Source organism: Citrobacter sp. RHBSTW-00986, from assembly GCF_013783065.1.
In the GTDB taxonomy this organism is placed as follows: Bacteria; Pseudomonadota; Gammaproteobacteria; order Enterobacterales; family Enterobacteriaceae; genus Citrobacter; species Citrobacter braakii.
Genome location: NZ_CP056200.1, coordinates 2882262 through 2900032, shown reverse-complemented (window position 1 = coordinate 2900032; position 17771 = coordinate 2882262). Strand labels below are relative to the sequence as shown.

Below are 17771 nucleotides of genomic sequence, written 5' to 3'. Positions count from 1 at the left end.
AGGGCCTTAGCGGCCCTTGGTTTTATCACGTGCAATAAGCTGGCTGGCAATCACCATAACCAGCGACAGAACCAACAAAATGGTCGCCAGCGCGTTCACCTCTGGTGATACGCCGACTTTTACCATTGAGTAGATTTTTAACGGCAAAATTTCATAACCAGGCCCGGTAACGAAGGACGACACGACGACATCATCCATCGACAACGTAAAGCTCAGCAACCAGCCGGCAGCCACTGCAGGCATTGCCAGAGGCAGTATAATCTTGCGCAGAATAGTCACTTCACTGGCGCCGAGATCTTTGGCGGCTTCAAGCATTCGTACATCAAAACCTTTCAGACGTGAGTAAACCGTCACCACCACAAAAGGTAGACAAAAAGTGATATGCGAGAACAGCAGTGACCAGAAACCCAGTTGAATGCCGATCAGCATAAACAGCACCAGCAAAGAAATCGCCATTACGATATCCGGCGACATCATCACCACGAACAGCATGCCGCTGACAAACGGTTTACCGCGAAAACGGTAGCGGTACAGTGCAACCGCTGTGAGTGAGCCGATCAGCGTGGCAAACGTGGCGGATAGCACCGCCATCGTCAGCGAGTGTTGCGCTGCCTGTAGCAGGCTGTCGTTGTTCATCAGCAGGCCGTACCATTTGGTGGTAAAACCCTGCCAGTTGATGCCAAAGCGCGAGCTGTTAAAGGAGTTCACAATCAAAATAATGATTGGAATATACAGATACGCGTAGATGGCGGTCATAAAACCGCCTCTGAGCAGCCGACCGATCATTCGCGTTTCACCTTCTTGTTCAGAAGGCGCGATGTTTTCAGAGTATTGAAAATAATCAACTTTTTCTCTTCTCCAAAATCTCTCCAAAACTTCCCGCCAAAACAGATAGCCAAAAAGAAGCAGCTATCACTAAGGCCGCGAATTTTACAACAATTTTTAGGATGATCGGGAAAAAAAGGCCATTTAAATGACCAGCTTTACTCATTGCTGACTGCGAGTGGCGGTATAGCAATCGGTTCAGGGAACAATTAGCGCAAGCTACCGCTGTGGTGGTAAAGGGGAGGTACTTGACTGCAAAGCCACGAAAGAGCATGGCGTCCCAGTGTTTGAAACCTGTGAACGCTGCAGGGAGCATGCTTAACGAAGGGTAACGAAATTGACGGGAATAGTGGTTTTTGGGATATCAATTTCCTGGCCCGGTGGTAACAAAAACAGAAAACACCAGAACGGCGTTTTACGCTATCTACAGCGTAAATTTCTTGAATCACCCTGTTTTACGACACAAGAATTTACCTTTAATGACACCGTCAAAGAAACGGCCTTTAGATTGCACCGTGAGAAAAGAGTTATAGATGCTTTCAGGAACGCCCACATACTGGAAAGTTGAAGAATTTACGAAACCAATCTCCAGTATCTTTTCTAATGGGTAGTAACCAATAAATTTTATTTTTGATGAAATCATTGCCTGTCGTTGCATTTTTTCTCCTTCAATTTTTTTAATTTTCCTTCTCTGATAATACACTGATATGAAACAAAAGGAGCATAGTTTTGTAAATGTTATGGCTGTTTCAGAATTTACTGGTTGGAAGAAATGATTTTCTTTGTTGCTATTAATTTCCTCAGCTGCGAAAAATAGCACGAAAATTCGTTGCTGGATTTTTACGGATTGAAACGGGGTTTCCTTTAAGTTGCTGATAAATATATTCTATTTTATTTTTCGTTATCCAGGGGACGACCGGCAGTATGTTATTGCTAGTGAACAGAACTCATTGATTATGCTGTCTCAGTTTCCATTTCTAAGATTTTGCGAAAAATTAAATGAAAAAATAACTTGCTATTGTTTGTGGGGTGTGTGATTAATGAGGGGTTGGTTAGGTACACAGACCCATTAAAGCGGTTTAGTAAAGCAGTTCTCATCTCAAGCGTTATCCACAGATAATCCTTTCTTTTGAGCCTTCTTATCGTTACTAATTAGATTGTGTGCGAAGCCCTTTTCGCCGTAAGGCTACATAGAATTTAAGGAATTACCTGTGTCTAATAAAATGACTGGTTTAGTAAAATGGTTTAACGAGTCTAAAGGTTTTGGTTTTATTACCCCTGACAATGGTAGTAAAGATGTGTTTGTACACTTCTCTGCTATTCAGAGTGGTGGCTTTAAAACGCTGAATGAAGGCCAAAAAGTTGAGTTCAGCATTACTGCTGGTGCAAAAGGGCCGTCAGCTGAAAACGTTGTAGCTGCCTGATATTTTTCCTGATGTAAACCAATATACGATAGCGAAGACGGTGAATGCCTGAGTAGATATATTGGTTTTTCAGAAACTCAACATCTGTCGACATAAAGCTGAACAGATGTCTGAGTCTAATCATTGGGTAGAACAGTTGAAATGATTATTTTATGAATGTCATTTGTTGTTTTACCTCTGTAGTTTTTCTTGCACGCTTAAGTGCATTCGTAAAAGCTAACAACATCCCAAAAATCGCTGGTGCTATAATATAAAGAAAATTATATTATTTTAGATTCCTCATGTGAACTGATAAGAAATATTTATTTTTTATTGCTTTTAATAGTGAGTTGTAACCTGATACTGAAAACCAAGAGAAACTATTAGTTAAATAGATCTTTTGGATATCACTGCGGTAGTGAGTGTTGTAGCAAATAAAGGCTAACATCATGACCGACCATATTTATTTTAAGTGCCCTTGTTGTCATGGGTCACAGTACAGAACTTCCCATTTTGATGTGACTGAGAAAAATCCCTTTGGTGCAAAGTGTATTTTTTGTAAATCATCAATGATCACACCAGATAACTATGCGCCATATACTTCCAGTAAATCAAATGAACAGGTGTTGCGAAAGTAACATTTGGCTCTGACCTTCCAGTTAAGGCGGCAAGATTCATTATCATTGCCAGGCACTGGTTTAAGTCCAACAAGGGCCGTCAGTCAGCTACTACCTCATCGAATTGAGCGGGCGACTTTTGAACTTGCAGGAGACGAGGGTTTGATCCTCTATGGCTACACCATGAATAAAAACCTCGTTCTAACGGGGTTTTGTCATTTCAGGGGTATCCGTGCAACATACAAGTAAGTTGGGCAAAGAATTGTATTTTTTGTTTTGCTATTAACATCATGCCTGATGTGTAACGGTATTACTAATAACCATATAAAGGGCAACGCATTGAGAATCATACAAAACCATATTATGGCCCAGGAAATTGGTGAAACAGTTATCCAGCTACTTGAAAATGGCAAAAGGGTTACGACAGGGAATATCATTGATTTGCTCGAACGGAAAAGTCATGCCTTGCACGGTCAAGAGGCCGATGAGATAAGAGAAATATTGATATTTATCAGGAAAAAATCTGTTCTGTAAACGTGTTATAAATCACGTACGGTGCTCACGGATTATGGTTTCTCAATCAAAGACCTACTGAGAGGCATCCAGCCTGGTAGTGCAAAACTCTTCTTTTCTGGCCCACACAATAGAATGGGCCTTTTTCATTACTAAAAGATAGGTTGTGATATCTGGACGGTGTGAGGCAATAATGATTACATATTTGTCGATTGACATTGAAATTAATTATTTTCTGTAAGCGCTTTTGTGATTAGGGTTGATAGTGCTTCAAGTTGGATAGCAAGCTGAATGCTCAACCAAACATATCCGTGAACGGCGCTTTCAATGATTTCCTCGCCCTCATTGGCGAGTAAAAGACAATGCAACTCTTTAGTAATTTCGAGAAGATGCTCGCTATTTGATGCTATCGGCGTTGGGTTTCCTTCATGCAAGGCATGTGCGAGGGTGTTGAGGGTGCTACGGGTCATTTGTTCCATATCTGACAGCGTGTGAGTATTCAATATGAGAAATCGACTGCCACGGGATGCCCAGTGGGCATTTATCTGAAATTTTTGCGCCGCTATCATATCGCGGGTTATCGATTGAATATCTTCAAGTAGACTCTTCGCAATCTTTGTTTCTTTATTTACTGGTGTAATAAGGCTGCGCATTTTTACTACATTATTCAGCGCTCGCGTTTGAAGTTTGGCCATTCTCGGGGGCGCAAGAACGTTTCGGGAGACTCCCGCAGTTGTTATTTTTAGATAATCAGAAAGAAAGTCAGCAAGTTGTATACGCCAGTTAATGAATGCTCTTTGGGGAAAAATGCTGGTAAACAACATCGCCAGAATGCATCCTATAATAATGTTGGTGCTTCGCCACAATGCTGTTTGTAAGTCTCCTGCAGGAGCGCTGCTGACAACCGCCAGCGTGATACCAATCAATAATGCGGCATAGGGACGTTTACTCATGGCCAGAAAACCACAAAGGAAAGCTGCGCATCCACACCACAGCATCATCATAGTGAGAGAGTACATTTCAATGTGTAATGCGATGATCCCCAAAATCGCACCCCCTACAGTTCCCGCCATACGTTCAAGTGCCCTGGGTATCACATTGCCCATGTAACTAATTGGTCCCATGACCACAACCAGTGTAATCAGGGGCCAGGAGTGGTCTGGTAAATTCAACATTCTTATCAGTAAGAAAGTTATAACAAATGCTAAAGCAATACGGATCCCATGAACTACACGATAGTTGCGGTAAATCTTAAGTTCTAAAGGACTTATCGGTTTATTCCGTTCAATGGAAAAAATATTGTTTTTCATTGGTTAAAATCTTTAACATAGACAGAATTATAGAGGATGTTCAGATATACACTGAAAAAATAATCTCGTCTTACTTTTTTAACTTATAAAAAAGGAGGGCGATACCTGATATAGGTTATTGTTAATCAATTGCTAATGCAGTAGCGAAAGAAGACGTAATATTTTAATACCCACATTATCTTTGGATTTGCCATTATGGTGGTAAGCGGTTCTACACATATTGAGTGGCCCATGACTTAAATTCAACATGTTGACTTTGACGGATATTAAAAAGTTGTGGACTTCCAAAATACTGGTTAGCATGTTTAAAACGTTTTCTTTTTCAGGTTGTTATAAGGCTAAGCAAAACAGGTCAGATGGTTTCTGTGCACGGCTTTATATCAGCAACGGTATCATTATATTTATAACATATGCACTTTGATGAGCTAAGGCCCGGACCAAAGCTCATGAGATATAAGTTCTGGCTACATTAGATGGAAGCAGTACACAACCTATTCATGTGTTATCGAAAAGCAACTACGTAAACAGAAAGTGCAAGTGCGAGAAATATCCAGTATTGAGAATGGTAATGGAAAAGTTTGAGCATAAATATCCTCCACAGATTCGGTTCCTAATTAATGGCAGATTTAAATGTCAACAACAAACAAAAAAGCATGGGCATTGATTGTTTGATTGTTTCATATTGTTTCAGTGATGCGCTATGACGGTGCGTTTGCACCAACAATAGGATTCTTGCATTGTTATGGTGAGCTTAGTGTCAGCCGGGCATTAAGACGCGATCAATCTACTGATAAATATAACCCAGGCAGCCATATGCGGCTTTTTCTATCCTGTCTGTTACTCTTTGCCAGCCGCACACCGATACCACAAAGCTTGCCCGCCGCCTGAATGCCGCAAAGCACACCGGAAATCTTGCCGTTCCTGCCAAAAGCAAAACAGCCGGAGCTGACGTTGTAATCCTCTCTGACATGCTCGGAAATTTCGTGGTAGATGCTAAATATTATGCTGAGATGGAGGAAATACGACTCTTCCGTGAGTCAAAATCCCTGAAAACTTAGGGTGATAGATAAAGGTCTTAAGCAGCATGACATAATTTTCGATTTAAGCTATTTAAATTCATTTTTATGATAAGAATCATGTGCGATTTCCCTATAAAACTAAATCTTGCTATGTTTGGTTAATCATGCGTTAATGAATTCTTGGTTTGTAACGAATTTATCTAAAGCAAGTGCTGTATTAATTTTATTTCTTGTTCCTGTTGAGACTTCCTTGCTGGCTTTTCTCTCTGATAGTTTTTCGGACCATTCTGCCCAAGGGCTTACTCAAGAAAGGTAATAATTATGTCTAATAAAATGACTGGCTTAGTTAAATGGTTCAATCCTGAAAAAGGTTTTGGGTTTATCACCCCTAAAGATGGCAGTAAAGATGTGTTTGTACACTTTTCTGCTATCCAGAGTAACGATTTCAAGACGCTGAATGAGAATCAGGAAGTTGAGTTTAGTGTTGAACAGGGACCTAAAGGCCCCTCAGCAGTTAATGTCGTGGCTGTATAAGGTAACTGTTATTACACATAATATTCACTTCAGATGCCCGTGCTGCCACGGATCTCAGTACAGAACGTCGAGCTTTGATGTTACTGAAAAAAATCCTTTCGGAGCAAAATGTATTTTTTGCAAATCGGTAATGATTACATTTGACAATGTTGCGCTATACATTCGTTCTGGTCAGACTTCGTTAGATTTTAGAAAATAAAGTTCAGGTTCCTTATGGAGCCTTTTTTGTATGCTAAACCGTTCATCTTTGTACGAACCATCACGGTATCATTATGAAAAAAGTAATCGTTTTTTTTAACTCAGAACCGGCAGTTGTTGTATCCGTAATGAAGGGAATTACTTCGATAATGCGTGAGTTTCCCAATGGGGAAAAAGCACACCTGTCCGTGATGTCAGCAGGATTTCCATCTCTGACAGGAGACCATAAAATAGTTTATGTTGCCTCTGATCGCGATGTCAGTTCCGAAGAGATTCTCGAGGCAGCATCGAAGCTTTTGAAGTGACATCTGATTGTTTCTTTACCGACCGAGATAGTAGTCCAGTGGTTTGCAGATGTTTTGCGCTTTTCTTGTATGAAGATTGTACTGCAACCTCTTGATTATTGAGTCTTTCCATTCTATCTTTTAAACATGTCAGCGCTGTTATAAGTGCTCCACGGGGAATGTTACATACTTGGCGTTGATACGTTAGAGATCAAGAGAGGTAAATAATGAACGTCGAAGAGTTAAAAACAAAAACTGAAGCGGATATTTCTGAATTCATTACAAAAAAAATTGTTGAACTCAAAAAAAAGACAGGAAAAGAAGTTTCCGACATCCAGTTTACTGCTCGTGAAAAAATGACTGGGCTTGAAAGCTATGATATTAAAATTACATTGATCTAATTGTTAAAAGACCCAGCTTGAATGAAAAGCATTATCTTAAAAGGTAATGCTTTTTTATTACTGTCAAAAAATTTGGATGTTGTCAAAACCTTCATTTTTAACCATAGAGACAAGGCCTGACTTTTTAATGGGGCTTTTCCGATGCCAGCCCGCGCTATCGGGCTACTGCTGGCTCAGGGCAGGGAATGCACTTGTCGAATATTTCGTGGTCAGTGGGTATCACATTGAGGGGAGTGGGATGACGTAGTAGCCTGCGAATGGGTTAATTATCATTTCGGTCGGGATTGTTAGATAACCCAACACCTACTTTTACCGCAGCAAACAACATAATGCACAGAGCGGTAATGACGGTAAATACCAATGAAAGGCTGGTAATCATAAATTTTCTTCATTTCAGATGGATTTTATTATTAGACTAAGACATAAAGGAAAAGTTCAGGGTAAATATCATAGTATTTCCCGGAAAAAATATCGAAGCGGGTCATTGTATAGCAGAGCGGGCTGCAGGGAGCCGTATCCAAGAGTGGCGGATCAACGGTCTCAACGGCCCCTGTGGCTGCAAATATCTATCTTGGCAAACGTCGTCATCTACCCTGTGATATCCCCCTTTTGGATAAAAAATAGGAAGATAAATTAAATGGTTAAATTTTATCCAAACGTGGTACAGTGAATCTCATTCATCGAAAGGGTAATCATCATGTCTCTCATCGATTACGCAATGAAGTACCTCGGCGGCGTATCGACGACTACTGTCATCTGCCCGGCCTGCGGCTTACGTTCATCCCAATCTATTTCTAAAATTCGCCTTAAGCAGACAATGCTGTGCCCTGGCTGTAAAACACTGTTTGTTTCACCACGATAATCCTGACACTTAGTTGCACCTAAACCCGGTGTTCTATACTTAAGTCAAATCCCGGCAGCTGTTAAATCCCTGATGCCTTACGCCCATCCTGAGAGAACGTTTCTGAACTGATTTCGCAACTGCTCCTGCATGCTAACTCTGCATCAGAGCAATGCTATGAAAATGAACCCCAGGGCGTGGTTTAACCGCTCCCATATTCCGATGAATGCTACCGAAAGCGTAACGTTTTCGGCGAACGATCCTGCCGGTGAAAGCACTCTGCAGTCAGAACTCTTTTCGACCGCCCAGATGGAACGCTACGGTCAGAAGCTCGCACGGACCCATAAATTATCGCCGGATAAACATCCTTATTATCTTCTAAAAAGACTCGGCGAGAATGAGGCCATCATTACCCAAAGCTGTTATGAGCTTAACGCGGGTAAAAAGACCAGCATCATGCCTGCCGGGGAGTGGTTGCTGGACAATTATTATCTGATTGAGGAACAAATCCGCACTGTCCGTCAGCACTTGCCGAAAAGCTTTGGTAAAGGTCTCCCGTCGCTGATGTCGCCGCTGAATTGCCCACGAATTTACAATATTGCATCAGAGGCCATTGCTCACGGTGACGGGCGCTGGGATGCTGCCAGCCTGACCAGCTATCTCACCGCCTATCAACAGGTGACCCCGCTGACATTAGGTGAAGTCTGGGCGTTACCGGGAATGCTGCGCCTGGCGCTGATTGAAAATCTTCGTCGTATCAGTATCGAAGTGATCAAAGCGCAGCAGGACAGAACGCTGGCTGATATGTGGATAACAAAGATTTTCGGATGTGCAGAGAATGCCCCTGGCGATTTAATCATGGTGGTTGCCGATATGGCACGCTCCCGACCTACGTTAACCAGTGCGTTTGTCGCAGAGCTGGTGCGGCGCCTGCAGGGGCATGGCAATGCGCTGTCGTTACCTCTGACCTGGGTTGATCAGTGCCTTCGGGAACAGGGGATCACCACCGACGTTCTCATACATAATTTCAATCAACAGCTTGCCGCCAGCCAGCTATCTGTCAGTAACAGTATCGCGGGTCTGCGATTACTGAGTGAAACGGATTGGGCTGATTTCGCCGAAACGATAAGTGTCGTCGAACAGGCATTACGTAATGATCCTGCCGGTATCTATCCTCGGATGCACTTCAATACCCGGGATCATTACCGGCACGTTGTTGAGGTACTGGCCAGAGACAGTGGTCTCAGCGAGCCTGACGTTGCTGACAGGGTGCTGACGCTTTCAGGAAACAGTGCTCCCGATACACTGGAACATCATATTGGTTATTATCTCGCAGGCGAAGGTCGGCAGGCGCTGGAAATTCATCTGTTAGCAGACACCTCAAGGCTCATGCGCTTGCGGCACAGTTTCAACAGAATAACCCTGCTGTCATGGCTTGGAAGCCTGGCGTTGTTGACAACCGCAACGACCGCGGCAATTTTGCACGAAACAGCCATGCAGGGCGCAGACTGGCTGTTAATCGCGGTGATATTCCCTCTGATTATCGCTGTAACTCAGTTGATGAGCGATTTACTCAGTGACGCCACCACCCGTTTTCGCGTTCCTCGCCCCTTGCCGCGGATGGATTTCTCAACCGGCATTCCCCCTGACAGCGCCACCCTGTTAGTCATCCCCTGCATGCTGACCAGCCACGCAAGTTTCAGCCAACTCCTCACCAGTCTTGAAGTCTGCTGGCTGGGGAATGAAAACGAAAATCTCAGGTTTGCGCTGCTCACTGATTTCGCTGATTCTGCAAATGAACCCTCGCCGGAAAGCCAGATGCTGCTCAGACAGGCGATCGCCGATACGAAGGCGCTGAATCGCCGCTATCCCTCCAGCCGCCCACGTTTTTACCTGCTACACCGCCAGCCTGAATGGAACCCCGCGGAAGGAACGTGGATGGGCTATGAACGCAAGCGGGGAAAACTGGCGTTACTGAACAGCTGGTTGCGCCATCCGGGGACACAATTCGTCAGCGTTGCAGACATGCCTGCTAACCTTTTACCGGGCCACATTAAATACGTCATTACCCTGGACAGTGATACGGTGCTGCCGCGCGATACGGCGCACAAACTGGTCGCGACGATGGCGCATCCGCTGAATACGCCAGAGTATGATCCGGTACGCCAGAGGGTTGTCAAAGGATTTGGCATTTTACAACCCGGCCTTGCGGAGGAGATACCACGCAACGGTCAGGGACGTTACGCCGCCATGCGCAGCAGCATACCGGGCAATAATCCCTATTCGATGATGTCTTCGGATATCTATCAGGATCTTTTTGGGGAAGGATCGTTCGTGGGCAAAGGGATTTACGATGTTGACATTTTTATGCAGGCCACTGCCAACACCTGCCCGGAAAACCTGGTTCTCAGCCATGATCTACTCGAAGGATGCTATGCACGTTCGGGTCTGCTGAGTGAGGTGTTACTCTATGAACAGTACCCGAATAATTATCTGTCGGATGTTGCACGTCGTTCACGCTGGATCCGGGGTGACTGGCAACTGCTTAACTGGCTGAAACCACGTGTCAGAAGAGCCGATGGAACCCGGACCAGGAATCCGCTGACCGCGCTTTCTTACTGGAAATTACTCGATAATCTGCGTCGCAGTCTGGTCGCCCCTTCATTACTGGTATTGCTGTTCTTCACCCTGCTAGGGGTACCTAATCCGGTTTACTGGCTGGGCGTACTGTCGCTGATATGGCTGTTGCCAACCATCCTCTGCATCACCCATGACCTGCTGCATAAACCTCTCTGCGTCGCCGCCTGAAGCCGCATCTGTTACTGGTAGGGGCGGGCGCGCTGAAGCGTTTGTCAGGTATCGGCCTTAATTTTGCGATACTGCCGCACGAAGCCGGATATTCGCTAAAAGCGATCGCCGTGACGTTATGGCGATTGGGGATCAGCAGGCGTCACCTCAGCCAGTGGGTCAGCCACAGCCAGGACAGCAATCAGGCCGGACCCACTGTCGCGCGTTTTTATCAGGCGATGTGGCTGAATGTTGCATGTGGTGTGATGCTGATAATACTGACCGGACAATTTGCTCCACAACTGCTGGGGATTGCGTTGCCGATCGGTTTGTTATGGTGTGTGGCACCGCTGCTGATGAGCTGGTTGAGTCGCCAGCCTGCGCGTAAGGTGTTTTCGCCCAATCCGGAACAAAAACAGCTGTTGCGCCAAACAAGCCGTGAAATCTGGGCGTTTTTTGAAACCTTTGCCACAGAAAAAGAAAACTGGCTTCCGCCTGATAACTACCAGGAAATACCGCAGCCGATGGTGGCCCATCGAACTTCTCCTACCAATATTGGTCTTTCCCTCATGGCTAACCTGACGGCATGGGACTTTGGCTACCTGCCCGGCGGGGAAGTGCTCCGGCGCGTGTCGCTCACGCTCGACACAATGGATAAAATGGAGCACTACCGGGGCCATCTCTACAACTGGTATGACACTCGTACGCTGGCCCCCCTCAGCCCACGCTATATCTCAAGCGTTGACAGCGGCAACATGGCAGGGCATTTGTTGACACTGCGTGCAGGGCTGTCCGCCATGCGTCATCAGCCAGTTTTAAATCGCCAACAGATACTGGCAGGGCTGAACGATACGCTGGATATTCTGGAAAAACAGTGGGGTCAGAACCCGCCTGACAGCTTGCGGTTGCTGCGAAAACACTGTCTGAGCGCGGTGTCGCTCTCTCCGCAGACATTTTTCAGCGAGCTGAAAAATATGCGCACCCAGTGCAATCACCTGAACACGCTATGCCATCAGGGATCTCCTCTTCAGATGCGTTGGGCAGGACATCTGGAGCATCAACTGGTTCAGCTTTGCCATGAGTGGTCGCTGCTGCTTGGTTGGTTACCTGCATCCTGGAACGAACAGACGCTGCCGACTTTGTGCGAGCTTGCGCGCGCAACATTTACTGGTGTAGGAACCCCCCCGGCGTCAGCGACGGAGCAGGCCCGGATGCGACTCAATATTATCACTGAACTTGAACAACGGCTGGATGAGCATGCCCGGATGGATTTCGCCTTTCTGTACAGCGAAGCAACCAGTCTGCTCAGTGTTGGCTATAACTGTGACACGAATATGCCTGACAAGAGCCACTACGATCTTCTACCGTCTGAAATCCGCCTGACCAGCTTTCTTGCCATTGCCACTAATCAACTGCCTCTTAAAAGCTGGTACGCGCTTGGGCGACTGTTCACCACCATTGACAATGAAACAGCCCTAATGTCATGGAGCGGGTCAATGTTTGAATACCTGATGCCGAATCTGGTAATGCCCACCTGGCCTGGCAGCCTGCTCGATGAAATGAGTCAGTCGGCGGTAATGCGCCAGATTCATTGGGGGAAAGAACGCGGAGTACCGTGGGGCGTTTCAGAGTCTGGTTATCATGCTTTTGATGTTCAGCATAATTATCAATATCAGGCATTTGGTGTGCCGGGTCTCGGCCTGCGCAGGGGGCTTGCCGATGACATGGTAGTCGCCCCTTACGCCACACTGCTGGCGTTGATGGTCTCCCCACAGAAAGCCTGTGAGAACCTTTTCAGGCTGCAAAAAAATGGCGCACATGGTGAATACGGTTTTTATGAAGCGCTGGACTATACTCCCTCACGCCTCGCAACCGGTCAGCTCTATGCGGTGGTTCAGTCCTGGATGGCGCATCACCAGGGCATGGCGTTTCAGGCGCTGGCTCATGTGCTACTTGACGCCCCGATGACTGAACGCTTCATGTCCAGTACGGTCTTCCGCTCAGCGAGCCTGCTGTTACAGGAACGCGTGCCGGATGCGGTCGATCTGTACAGCCCACGCCGTCATTTTGAATCTCATGAGGGCAGGGTCAAACCCGTTCGCTATGAACCCCGTATTTTCTATGGCGTGGACACGCCGGCCCCGGATATTCAACTGCTGTCCAACAACCATTATCATCTGATGTTGACCACGGGCGGCGGCGGCTATAGTCGCTGGAATAATATTGCGCTCACGCGCTGGCGCAGTGATACCACCCGCGATAACTGGGGAGCCTTTTGCTATATCCGCGATATACAGACGGGGAATGTGTCGAGCAATACCTGGCAACCGACAGCCCACACCAGCGGGCATGACGAGGAAGTGATATTCACCGATGCGAGTGCTGAATTCAGACGCACTTTCGATGGGCTCAGCGTCAAAACTCAGGTTGTGATCTCCCCGGAGGATGATATTGAGTTGCGACGACTCACACTGATTCATCGTGGTCGCCAGCCCCGCTCTCTGGAACTGACAACCTATGCCGAAGTAGTACTGGCGCCTGAAGCCAGCGATCTGGCACACCCGGCATTTAGCAATTTGTTTATTCAGACGGAACTGGATCCTGAGCGTGACGCTATTCTTTGCCACCGGCGCCCGCGTTCACCGGGTGAAGCGAGTCCCTGCCTGTTTCACATGATGGTGGTGCATGGCGATAACCGTCATAACGTTTCGTTTGAAACAGACAGGGCAAAATTTCTTGGTCGTGGCAGAAACCCTGCGGATGCCCAGGCAATAAAGGCAGGCGGGGCGCTCAGCAACACGTCGGGGTCAGTGCTGGATCCGATCCTGGCAATACGCCACACCATCACTCTGCAGCCGGGGCAGCCGGTCACGATTGATATCATTTATGGCATCAGCGAGACCCGCCAGCAGAGCCTGGCGTTGCTGGAAAAATACCGCGATTACCCTATCGCTGATCGCGTCTTTGAACTGGCCTGGTCTCACAGTCTGGTGGTGTTACGCCAGATGAACGCCAGTGAAGATGATGCCACTTTGTTTAATCGTCTTGCCAGCGCGGTGCTTTACCCTGTCCAGGAGCTGCGCGCCGAAGGCCAGGCGATCAGCCGCAACCGGCGTGGTCAGTCCGGTCTGTGGGGCTGGGCAATTTCAGGCGATCTGCCGATAGTGCTGATCAGTATTACCAGCGAGGAAAGTATTGCTTCAGTGACCACACTGATTCAGGCGCACCGTTACTGGAGACAGAAAGGACTGGATGTTGATTTGGTTATCCTGAATAACAGTCCCGGCGGCTACCAGCAGGGCTTACAAAATCAGATTATGGACTTAATTTATGCCGGGTCTGAAGCCAGCCTGCTGGACAAAACGGGCGGTATTTTTGTTCGTAATGGCGAGCATCTCTCTGCTGAGGATAAGTTGCTTTTGATGAGCGTGGCCTGTCTTTATCTTGATGACCGCACAGGCAGTATTAATGAGCAGCTTAATCAGCGTACTCATACCCTGAAACCTCAGGCCAGAGCACTCATTCCACGAGCTGTGCGCGAGCGTAATCAACATACGGACTGGAGCCCCGATATCAGTCAGTTATGCCATTTCAATGGGTACGGTGGATTTTCTCAGGATGGTCGGGAATATCAGATTGTCCTGCGGGAAGATGCGCAGACACCGGCTCCCTGGTCAAACGTACTGGCAAATGCCCGTTTTGGCACTGTGATTTCAGAGGCGGGACAGGCCTACTCCTGGTATGAGAATGCACAAGAATACCGGTTGACACCGTGGGAGAACGATCCGGTGAGCGATCGCAGCGGCGAGGCGTTTTATCTGCGCGATGAAGAGAGCGGTGAGTGTTGGTCACCGACGGCTTTACCTGTTCGCGGACATGGTGATTACCTGACCCGCCATGGTTTCGGTTACAGCGTGTTTGCCCATCGAGAGAATGGTATAGACAGCGAGCTGACGGTCCTGGTTGCCGAAGAGACGCCGGTTAAACTGGCGCTCCTGACGCTCAGTAACTCTTCGGGGCGGACACGCAAACTTTCCGTCACCGGCTATGTGGAGTGGACGCTCGGAGGAACACGAACTCGCTCAGCCCCTCACATTGTGACACATGCGGCCAGACCGCCTGGCGGCTGCGGAGTGCTGGCGAACAACTTTTATGGTGATAACGGTAGCGGTCGTACTGCCTTTTTTGCCGTCAGCGGTAATGACTGTTCGTTGACCGGGGATCGCCGGGAGTTTATCGGTCGTAATGGTTCTCTACACGCCCCGTCGGTCATGAAGCTACGCAGGCTTTCAGGTAAAACGGGCGCCGGTCTGGATCCCTGCGGGGCAGTACAATCGGCGGTAACATTAATTGATGGCGATCAGAGGACGTTTATTTTTATCCTCGGCGCAGAGGAGAATCATATTCGAGCTCAGGAGACGCTTGCCCGTTATATGAATGAGGACACGGTCCGCCAGGAGCTGAACCGGGTTCACAACCACTGGCACAATGTGCTCGATAAAATTGTGGTTAACACCCCCGACACATCGGTAAATTTACTGGTGAATGGCTGGCTATTGTACCAGACGGTAGCCTGTCGCCTGATGGCTCGCAGCGGTTACTACCAGTCCGGCGGCGCATTTGGTTTTCGCGATCAACTGCAGGATACGCTGGCGCTGAGTCATGCTGATCCGAACCGGATGAGAGAACAGATAATCCTGTGTGCATCACGGCAATTTATTGAGGGTGATGTACAGCACTGGTGGCACCCGCCACACGGCAACGGGGTGCGCACCCGCTGTTCCGATGACTATCTGTGGCTTCCGCTTGCCGTTTGCCACTATGTTGAAACGACGGGGGATATGGATGTACTGGAAACACGTATTCCTTATCTGGAGGGACGTCCGCTTCAGCCTGGTGAAGAGTCTGCCTATGATACGCCGGTGATCAGCGGTACCGAAGAGACACTCTGGTTACACTGCGTCAAAGCCATTAAGTATGGACAACAGTTCGGGGAGCATGGTCTGCCGCTGATGGGGGCGGGTGACTGGAATGACGGCATGAACCGGGTGGGGATCGACGGCAAGGGTGAAAGCGTCTGGCTGGGCTTCTTTCTGTTCGACATTTTGCAGCGGTTTGCGGCGCTGGCTGATCGCAGGCTGGATGAAAGTGTCACCTCAATGTGCCGTTCACAGGCTGTGCGCCTGCAAAGTAATCTCGAAGCCCACGCCTGGGATGGGGAATGGTACCGGCGTGGATATTTTGACGATGGTACTCCCCTGGGGTCGAAAGCCTCACAGGACTGCCGGATTGATGCGATTGCCCAGAGCTGGTCAGTATTGTCCGGGGCCGCTAGCCCGGGACGGTGCGCAAAGGCCATGCAGGCGCTGGACAAACACCTTGTGGATAGCGAGGGGGGACTGATAAAACTATTAACGCCGCCTTTCGATGGGCACGGTCCAAATCCGGGTTACATACAGGGCTACCTGCCTGGTGTGCGGGAAAACGGAGGGCAGTATACACATGGCGCTATCTGGGCTGTGATGGCATTTGCCCGAATGGGGAATGCCGAACGTGCCTGGCAACTCTGGTCCATGCTCAGCCCGATAAATCATACTCTGAATGCGAACTCAGTCGGGATTTATAAAGCCGAGCCTTATGTCATGAGCGCTGATGTCTACAGCGTCGCTCCCCATATCGGACGTGCCGGATGGAGCTGGTATACCGGTTCATCAGGCTGGGCCTGGCGTTTACTTACCGAGGAATTACTGGGGATAAAACGTTCCGGTGCTGACCTTACGGTTCATGCCCGGTTGCCGGATGGGTGGCCGTCTTTTTCTATGACTTATCAATATGGCGAAAGCCATTATCAGATTAGTGTCTCACACGGCGATGCAGAATATCGCGTTACATTGGATGGTGTTCTCCTCCCTGATGACAGAATACCGCTGCGGGATGATGGACAAAACCATACGGTTGAGATTATTCAGAACTGACACTGAGTCCGGACGCGCATTAACGTCTGCCGTTAATGCGCTGATTATCCCTGAGAACCTCAATCGCTGTCTGCATGGCGATTTTGTCATCTCGTTTTTTTTGCTTGTCCTGCATGACCTGAAGGTATTCCAGCAAAGTTCGGGTATTAATAGGTCGGCCCTGTTTGCCGACTGCCAGCACGGCTTCGCCAAGAATAATTTTCACTGGTGGCAACTGGGCCGGGTACCAGTCAAGGGTGTCTTCTGATTTCATGATAAATTTCTCACGGAAGGGTATTATATCATAAATCAGACGTTTATTTTTCAATATCTGATATCCTGATTTAATCATAAATTAACATAACTTAAGCCAGTTATTTTTATATTAAGGCGTATAATAATTACTGTGTTCCTCAGAGAATTATTTATGTCTTATACAAAAGGACTCAGGCACTTTAAAGAAAGACCGGTGCATGTTGCCTGCCCGGTATGCGCATACAGAGCCGATCAGAAAGCAGGTAAACTAAGAAAAGATGCGGTTCTGGAGTGCCCTGCCTGCGGGCTGTTGTTCAGACCATCAGAATGCTGGTGTATCGGCGGCTGATCGGCTTCTGCCACCTAACGTGAGTGATATTGGGAAATGACAATATTGCTCCTGTACTGTAGTTTGAGAGGATATGATGATGAAATCTAAAAAATCTATTTTTATTGAAGGACATATCCTTTCGAACAGCTGTCATGGGCAGGTTGGTCAATCTTTCTGTATCCACAGGGCCAAGTTTAATAATGGTAAATATGCGATTATCCGGGAAGCATCCGGAATATGTTTCAAGCCTGGCGAAATTATTCAACGAAACGATTGCGAGTGGTTTTATAACCTTACCAAAATTCGCCTTCTCTCATTTGAGTACCTTGAAGATGATGAATCCAGAAGACAATTTCTTGAATATCGATAATAAATTCATGCGTATCATGACGGCATAATTTTGCGGGTTTACAATTCCTTTCTGATTTTACAAATCTTATCCCCGTTCCTGACCTGGCATGCAGTTTACTTGAGGGTAAACTGCATGCCATGATCATTT

Annotated in this window: 15 protein-coding genes and 2 pseudogenes; 12 read left to right on the top strand and 5 right to left on the bottom strand. The window is 47.3% G+C overall.

The features are described from left to right. Window positions 1-6: 6 nt before the first annotated feature. Window positions 7-786: a spermidine/putrescine ABC transporter permease PotC gene (potC, locus tag HV345_RS14205; protein ID WP_003030794.1), complete on the bottom strand. Its 780-nt coding sequence runs from the start codon at window positions 784-786 to the stop codon at window positions 7-9. A gap of 238 nt (window positions 787-1024) precedes the next feature. Between potC and HV345_RS14200 the strand changes: the two are divergent. After that, a pseudogene (locus HV345_RS14200) lies at window positions 1025-1132 on the top strand (antitermination protein); the annotation flags it as partial. A 138-nt stretch (window positions 1133-1270) separates the two neighbouring features. Here the strand turns inward: HV345_RS14200 and HV345_RS14195 are convergent. Then, window positions 1271-1483, bottom strand: a complete 213-nt coding sequence (locus HV345_RS14195) for a KTSC domain-containing protein (RefSeq protein ID WP_016152687.1) — start codon at window positions 1481-1483, stop codon at window positions 1271-1273. A gap of 553 nt (window positions 1484-2036) precedes the next feature. On the opposite strand from HV345_RS14195, the gene cspA reads away from it, so the two are divergent. From cspA to HV345_RS14180, 3 genes are all read left to right on the top strand, one after another. Next, entirely contained in the window at window positions 2037-2249 is a 213-nt protein-coding gene (cspA, locus tag HV345_RS14190) for an RNA chaperone/antiterminator CspA (RefSeq protein WP_005127641.1), read from the top strand. A gap of 428 nt (window positions 2250-2677) precedes the next feature. Beyond that, entirely contained in the window at window positions 2678-2866 is a 189-nt protein-coding gene (locus HV345_RS14185) for a cold-shock protein (RefSeq protein WP_071600303.1), read from the top strand. 342 nt (window positions 2867-3208) lie between these two features. After that, on the top strand, window positions 3209-3379 hold the full coding sequence (locus tag HV345_RS14180; protein ID WP_223949811.1) for a hypothetical protein: 171 nt from the start codon (window positions 3209-3211) through the stop codon (window positions 3377-3379). A 203-nt stretch (window positions 3380-3582) separates the two neighbouring features. Here HV345_RS14180 and HV345_RS14175 read toward each other — a convergent pair whose 3' ends face one another. Beyond that, window positions 3583-4668 carry an FUSC family protein gene (locus tag HV345_RS14175; protein ID WP_047359316.1) on the bottom strand — a complete coding sequence of 362 codons (1086 nt, stop codon included), beginning with the start codon at window positions 4666-4668 and terminating at the stop codon, window positions 3583-3585. Window positions 4669-5495: 827 nt separating this feature from the next. On the opposite strand from HV345_RS14175, the gene HV345_RS26700 reads away from it, so the two are divergent. The 5 genes from HV345_RS26700 (at window position 5496) to HV345_RS14155 (ending at window position 7104) form a co-directional block, all read left to right on the top strand. Continuing rightward, a complete protein-coding gene (locus tag HV345_RS26700; RefSeq protein WP_220131815.1) occupies window positions 5496-5726 on the top strand; it encodes a DUF2514 family protein in 231 nt (76 codons plus the stop codon). A gap of 282 nt (window positions 5727-6008) precedes the next feature. Next, window positions 6009-6221: a cold shock protein CspG gene (cspG, locus tag HV345_RS14170; protein ID WP_003841958.1), complete on the top strand. Its 213-nt coding sequence runs from the start codon at window positions 6009-6011 to the stop codon at window positions 6219-6221. A gap of 10 nt (window positions 6222-6231) precedes the next feature. Beyond that, entirely contained in the window at window positions 6232-6420 is a 189-nt protein-coding gene (locus HV345_RS14165; protein WP_181599297.1) for a cold-shock protein, read from the top strand. Between the two features lie 73 nt (window positions 6421-6493). After that, complete coding sequence (locus tag HV345_RS14160) at window positions 6494-6724, top strand: hypothetical protein (RefSeq protein WP_019076503.1); 231 nt, start codon at window positions 6494-6496, stop codon at window positions 6722-6724. 206 nt (window positions 6725-6930) lie between these two features. Beyond that, window positions 6931-7104, top strand: coding sequence for a GnsA/GnsB family addiction module toxin (locus HV345_RS14155; protein WP_016152691.1), 174 nt, complete (start codon window positions 6931-6933; stop codon window positions 7102-7104). Between the two features lie 262 nt (window positions 7105-7366). On the opposite strand, the gene HV345_RS26695 is transcribed toward HV345_RS14155, so the two are convergent. Continuing rightward, window positions 7367-7483: a YnaM/YnfT family protein gene (locus HV345_RS26695; RefSeq protein WP_350185928.1), complete on the bottom strand. Its 117-nt coding sequence runs from the start codon at window positions 7481-7483 to the stop codon at window positions 7367-7369. A gap of 318 nt (window positions 7484-7801) precedes the next feature. Between HV345_RS26695 and HV345_RS26245 the strand changes: the two genes are divergently transcribed. Together HV345_RS26245 and HV345_RS14150 are read left to right on the top strand one after the other, a co-directional pair. Then, window positions 7802-7966 carry a YnfU family zinc-binding protein gene (locus HV345_RS26245; protein ID WP_175299807.1) on the top strand — a complete coding sequence of 55 codons (165 nt, stop codon included), beginning with the start codon at window positions 7802-7804 and terminating at the stop codon, window positions 7964-7966. A 156-nt stretch (window positions 7967-8122) separates the two neighbouring features. After that, window positions 8123-16707, top strand: a pseudogene (locus tag HV345_RS14150) (GH36-type glycosyl hydrolase domain-containing protein). Window positions 16708-16726: 19 nt separating this feature from the next. Here the strand turns inward: HV345_RS14150 and HV345_RS14145 are convergent. After that, window positions 16727-16960 carry a hypothetical protein gene (locus HV345_RS14145; protein ID WP_029139493.1) on the bottom strand — a complete coding sequence of 78 codons (234 nt, stop codon included), beginning with the start codon at window positions 16958-16960 and terminating at the stop codon, window positions 16727-16729. A gap of 153 nt (window positions 16961-17113) precedes the next feature. Between HV345_RS14145 and HV345_RS26240 the strand changes: the two genes are divergently transcribed. Further along, complete coding sequence (locus HV345_RS26240) at window positions 17114-17290, top strand: YnfU family zinc-binding protein (protein WP_213083733.1); 177 nt, start codon at window positions 17114-17116, stop codon at window positions 17288-17290. Window positions 17291-17771 lie beyond the last annotated feature (481 nt).

What these genes read in the sequence shown, in the direction of transcription:
- HV345_RS14175 (WP_047359316.1), bottom strand. Translation starts at nt 4,668, where the DNA reads ATGAAAAACAATATTTTTTCCATTGAACGGAATAAACCGATAAGTCCT.
- HV345_RS26245 (WP_175299807.1), top strand. Translation starts at nt 7,802, where the DNA reads ATGTCTCTCATCGATTACGCAATGAAGTACCTCGGCGGCGTATCGACG.
- cspG (WP_003841958.1), top strand. Translation starts at nt 6,009, where the DNA reads ATGTCTAATAAAATGACTGGCTTAGTTAAATGGTTCAATCCTGAAAAA.
- HV345_RS14185 (WP_071600303.1), top strand. Translation starts at nt 2,678, where the DNA reads ATGACCGACCATATTTATTTTAAGTGCCCTTGTTGTCATGGGTCACAG.
- HV345_RS26240 (WP_213083733.1), top strand. Translation starts at nt 17,114, where the DNA reads ATGTCTTATACAAAAGGACTCAGGCACTTTAAAGAAAGACCGGTGCAT.
- HV345_RS14145 (WP_029139493.1), bottom strand. Translation starts at nt 16,960, where the DNA reads ATGAAATCAGAAGACACCCTTGACTGGTACCCGGCCCAGTTGCCACCA.
- HV345_RS14160 (WP_019076503.1), top strand. Translation starts at nt 6,494, where the DNA reads ATGAAAAAAGTAATCGTTTTTTTTAACTCAGAACCGGCAGTTGTTGTA.
- potC (WP_003030794.1), bottom strand. Translation starts at nt 786, where the DNA reads ATGATCGGTCGGCTGCTCAGAGGCGGTTTTATGACCGCCATCTACGCG.
- HV345_RS14180 (WP_223949811.1), top strand. Translation starts at nt 3,209, where the DNA reads ATGGCCCAGGAAATTGGTGAAACAGTTATCCAGCTACTTGAAAATGGC.
- HV345_RS14195 (WP_016152687.1), bottom strand. Translation starts at nt 1,483, where the DNA reads ATGCAACGACAGGCAATGATTTCATCAAAAATAAAATTTATTGGTTAC.
- HV345_RS14155 (WP_016152691.1), top strand. Translation starts at nt 6,931, where the DNA reads ATGAACGTCGAAGAGTTAAAAACAAAAACTGAAGCGGATATTTCTGAA.
- HV345_RS26695 (WP_350185928.1), bottom strand. Translation starts at nt 7,483, where the DNA reads ATGATTACCAGCCTTTCATTGGTATTTACCGTCATTACCGCTCTGTGC.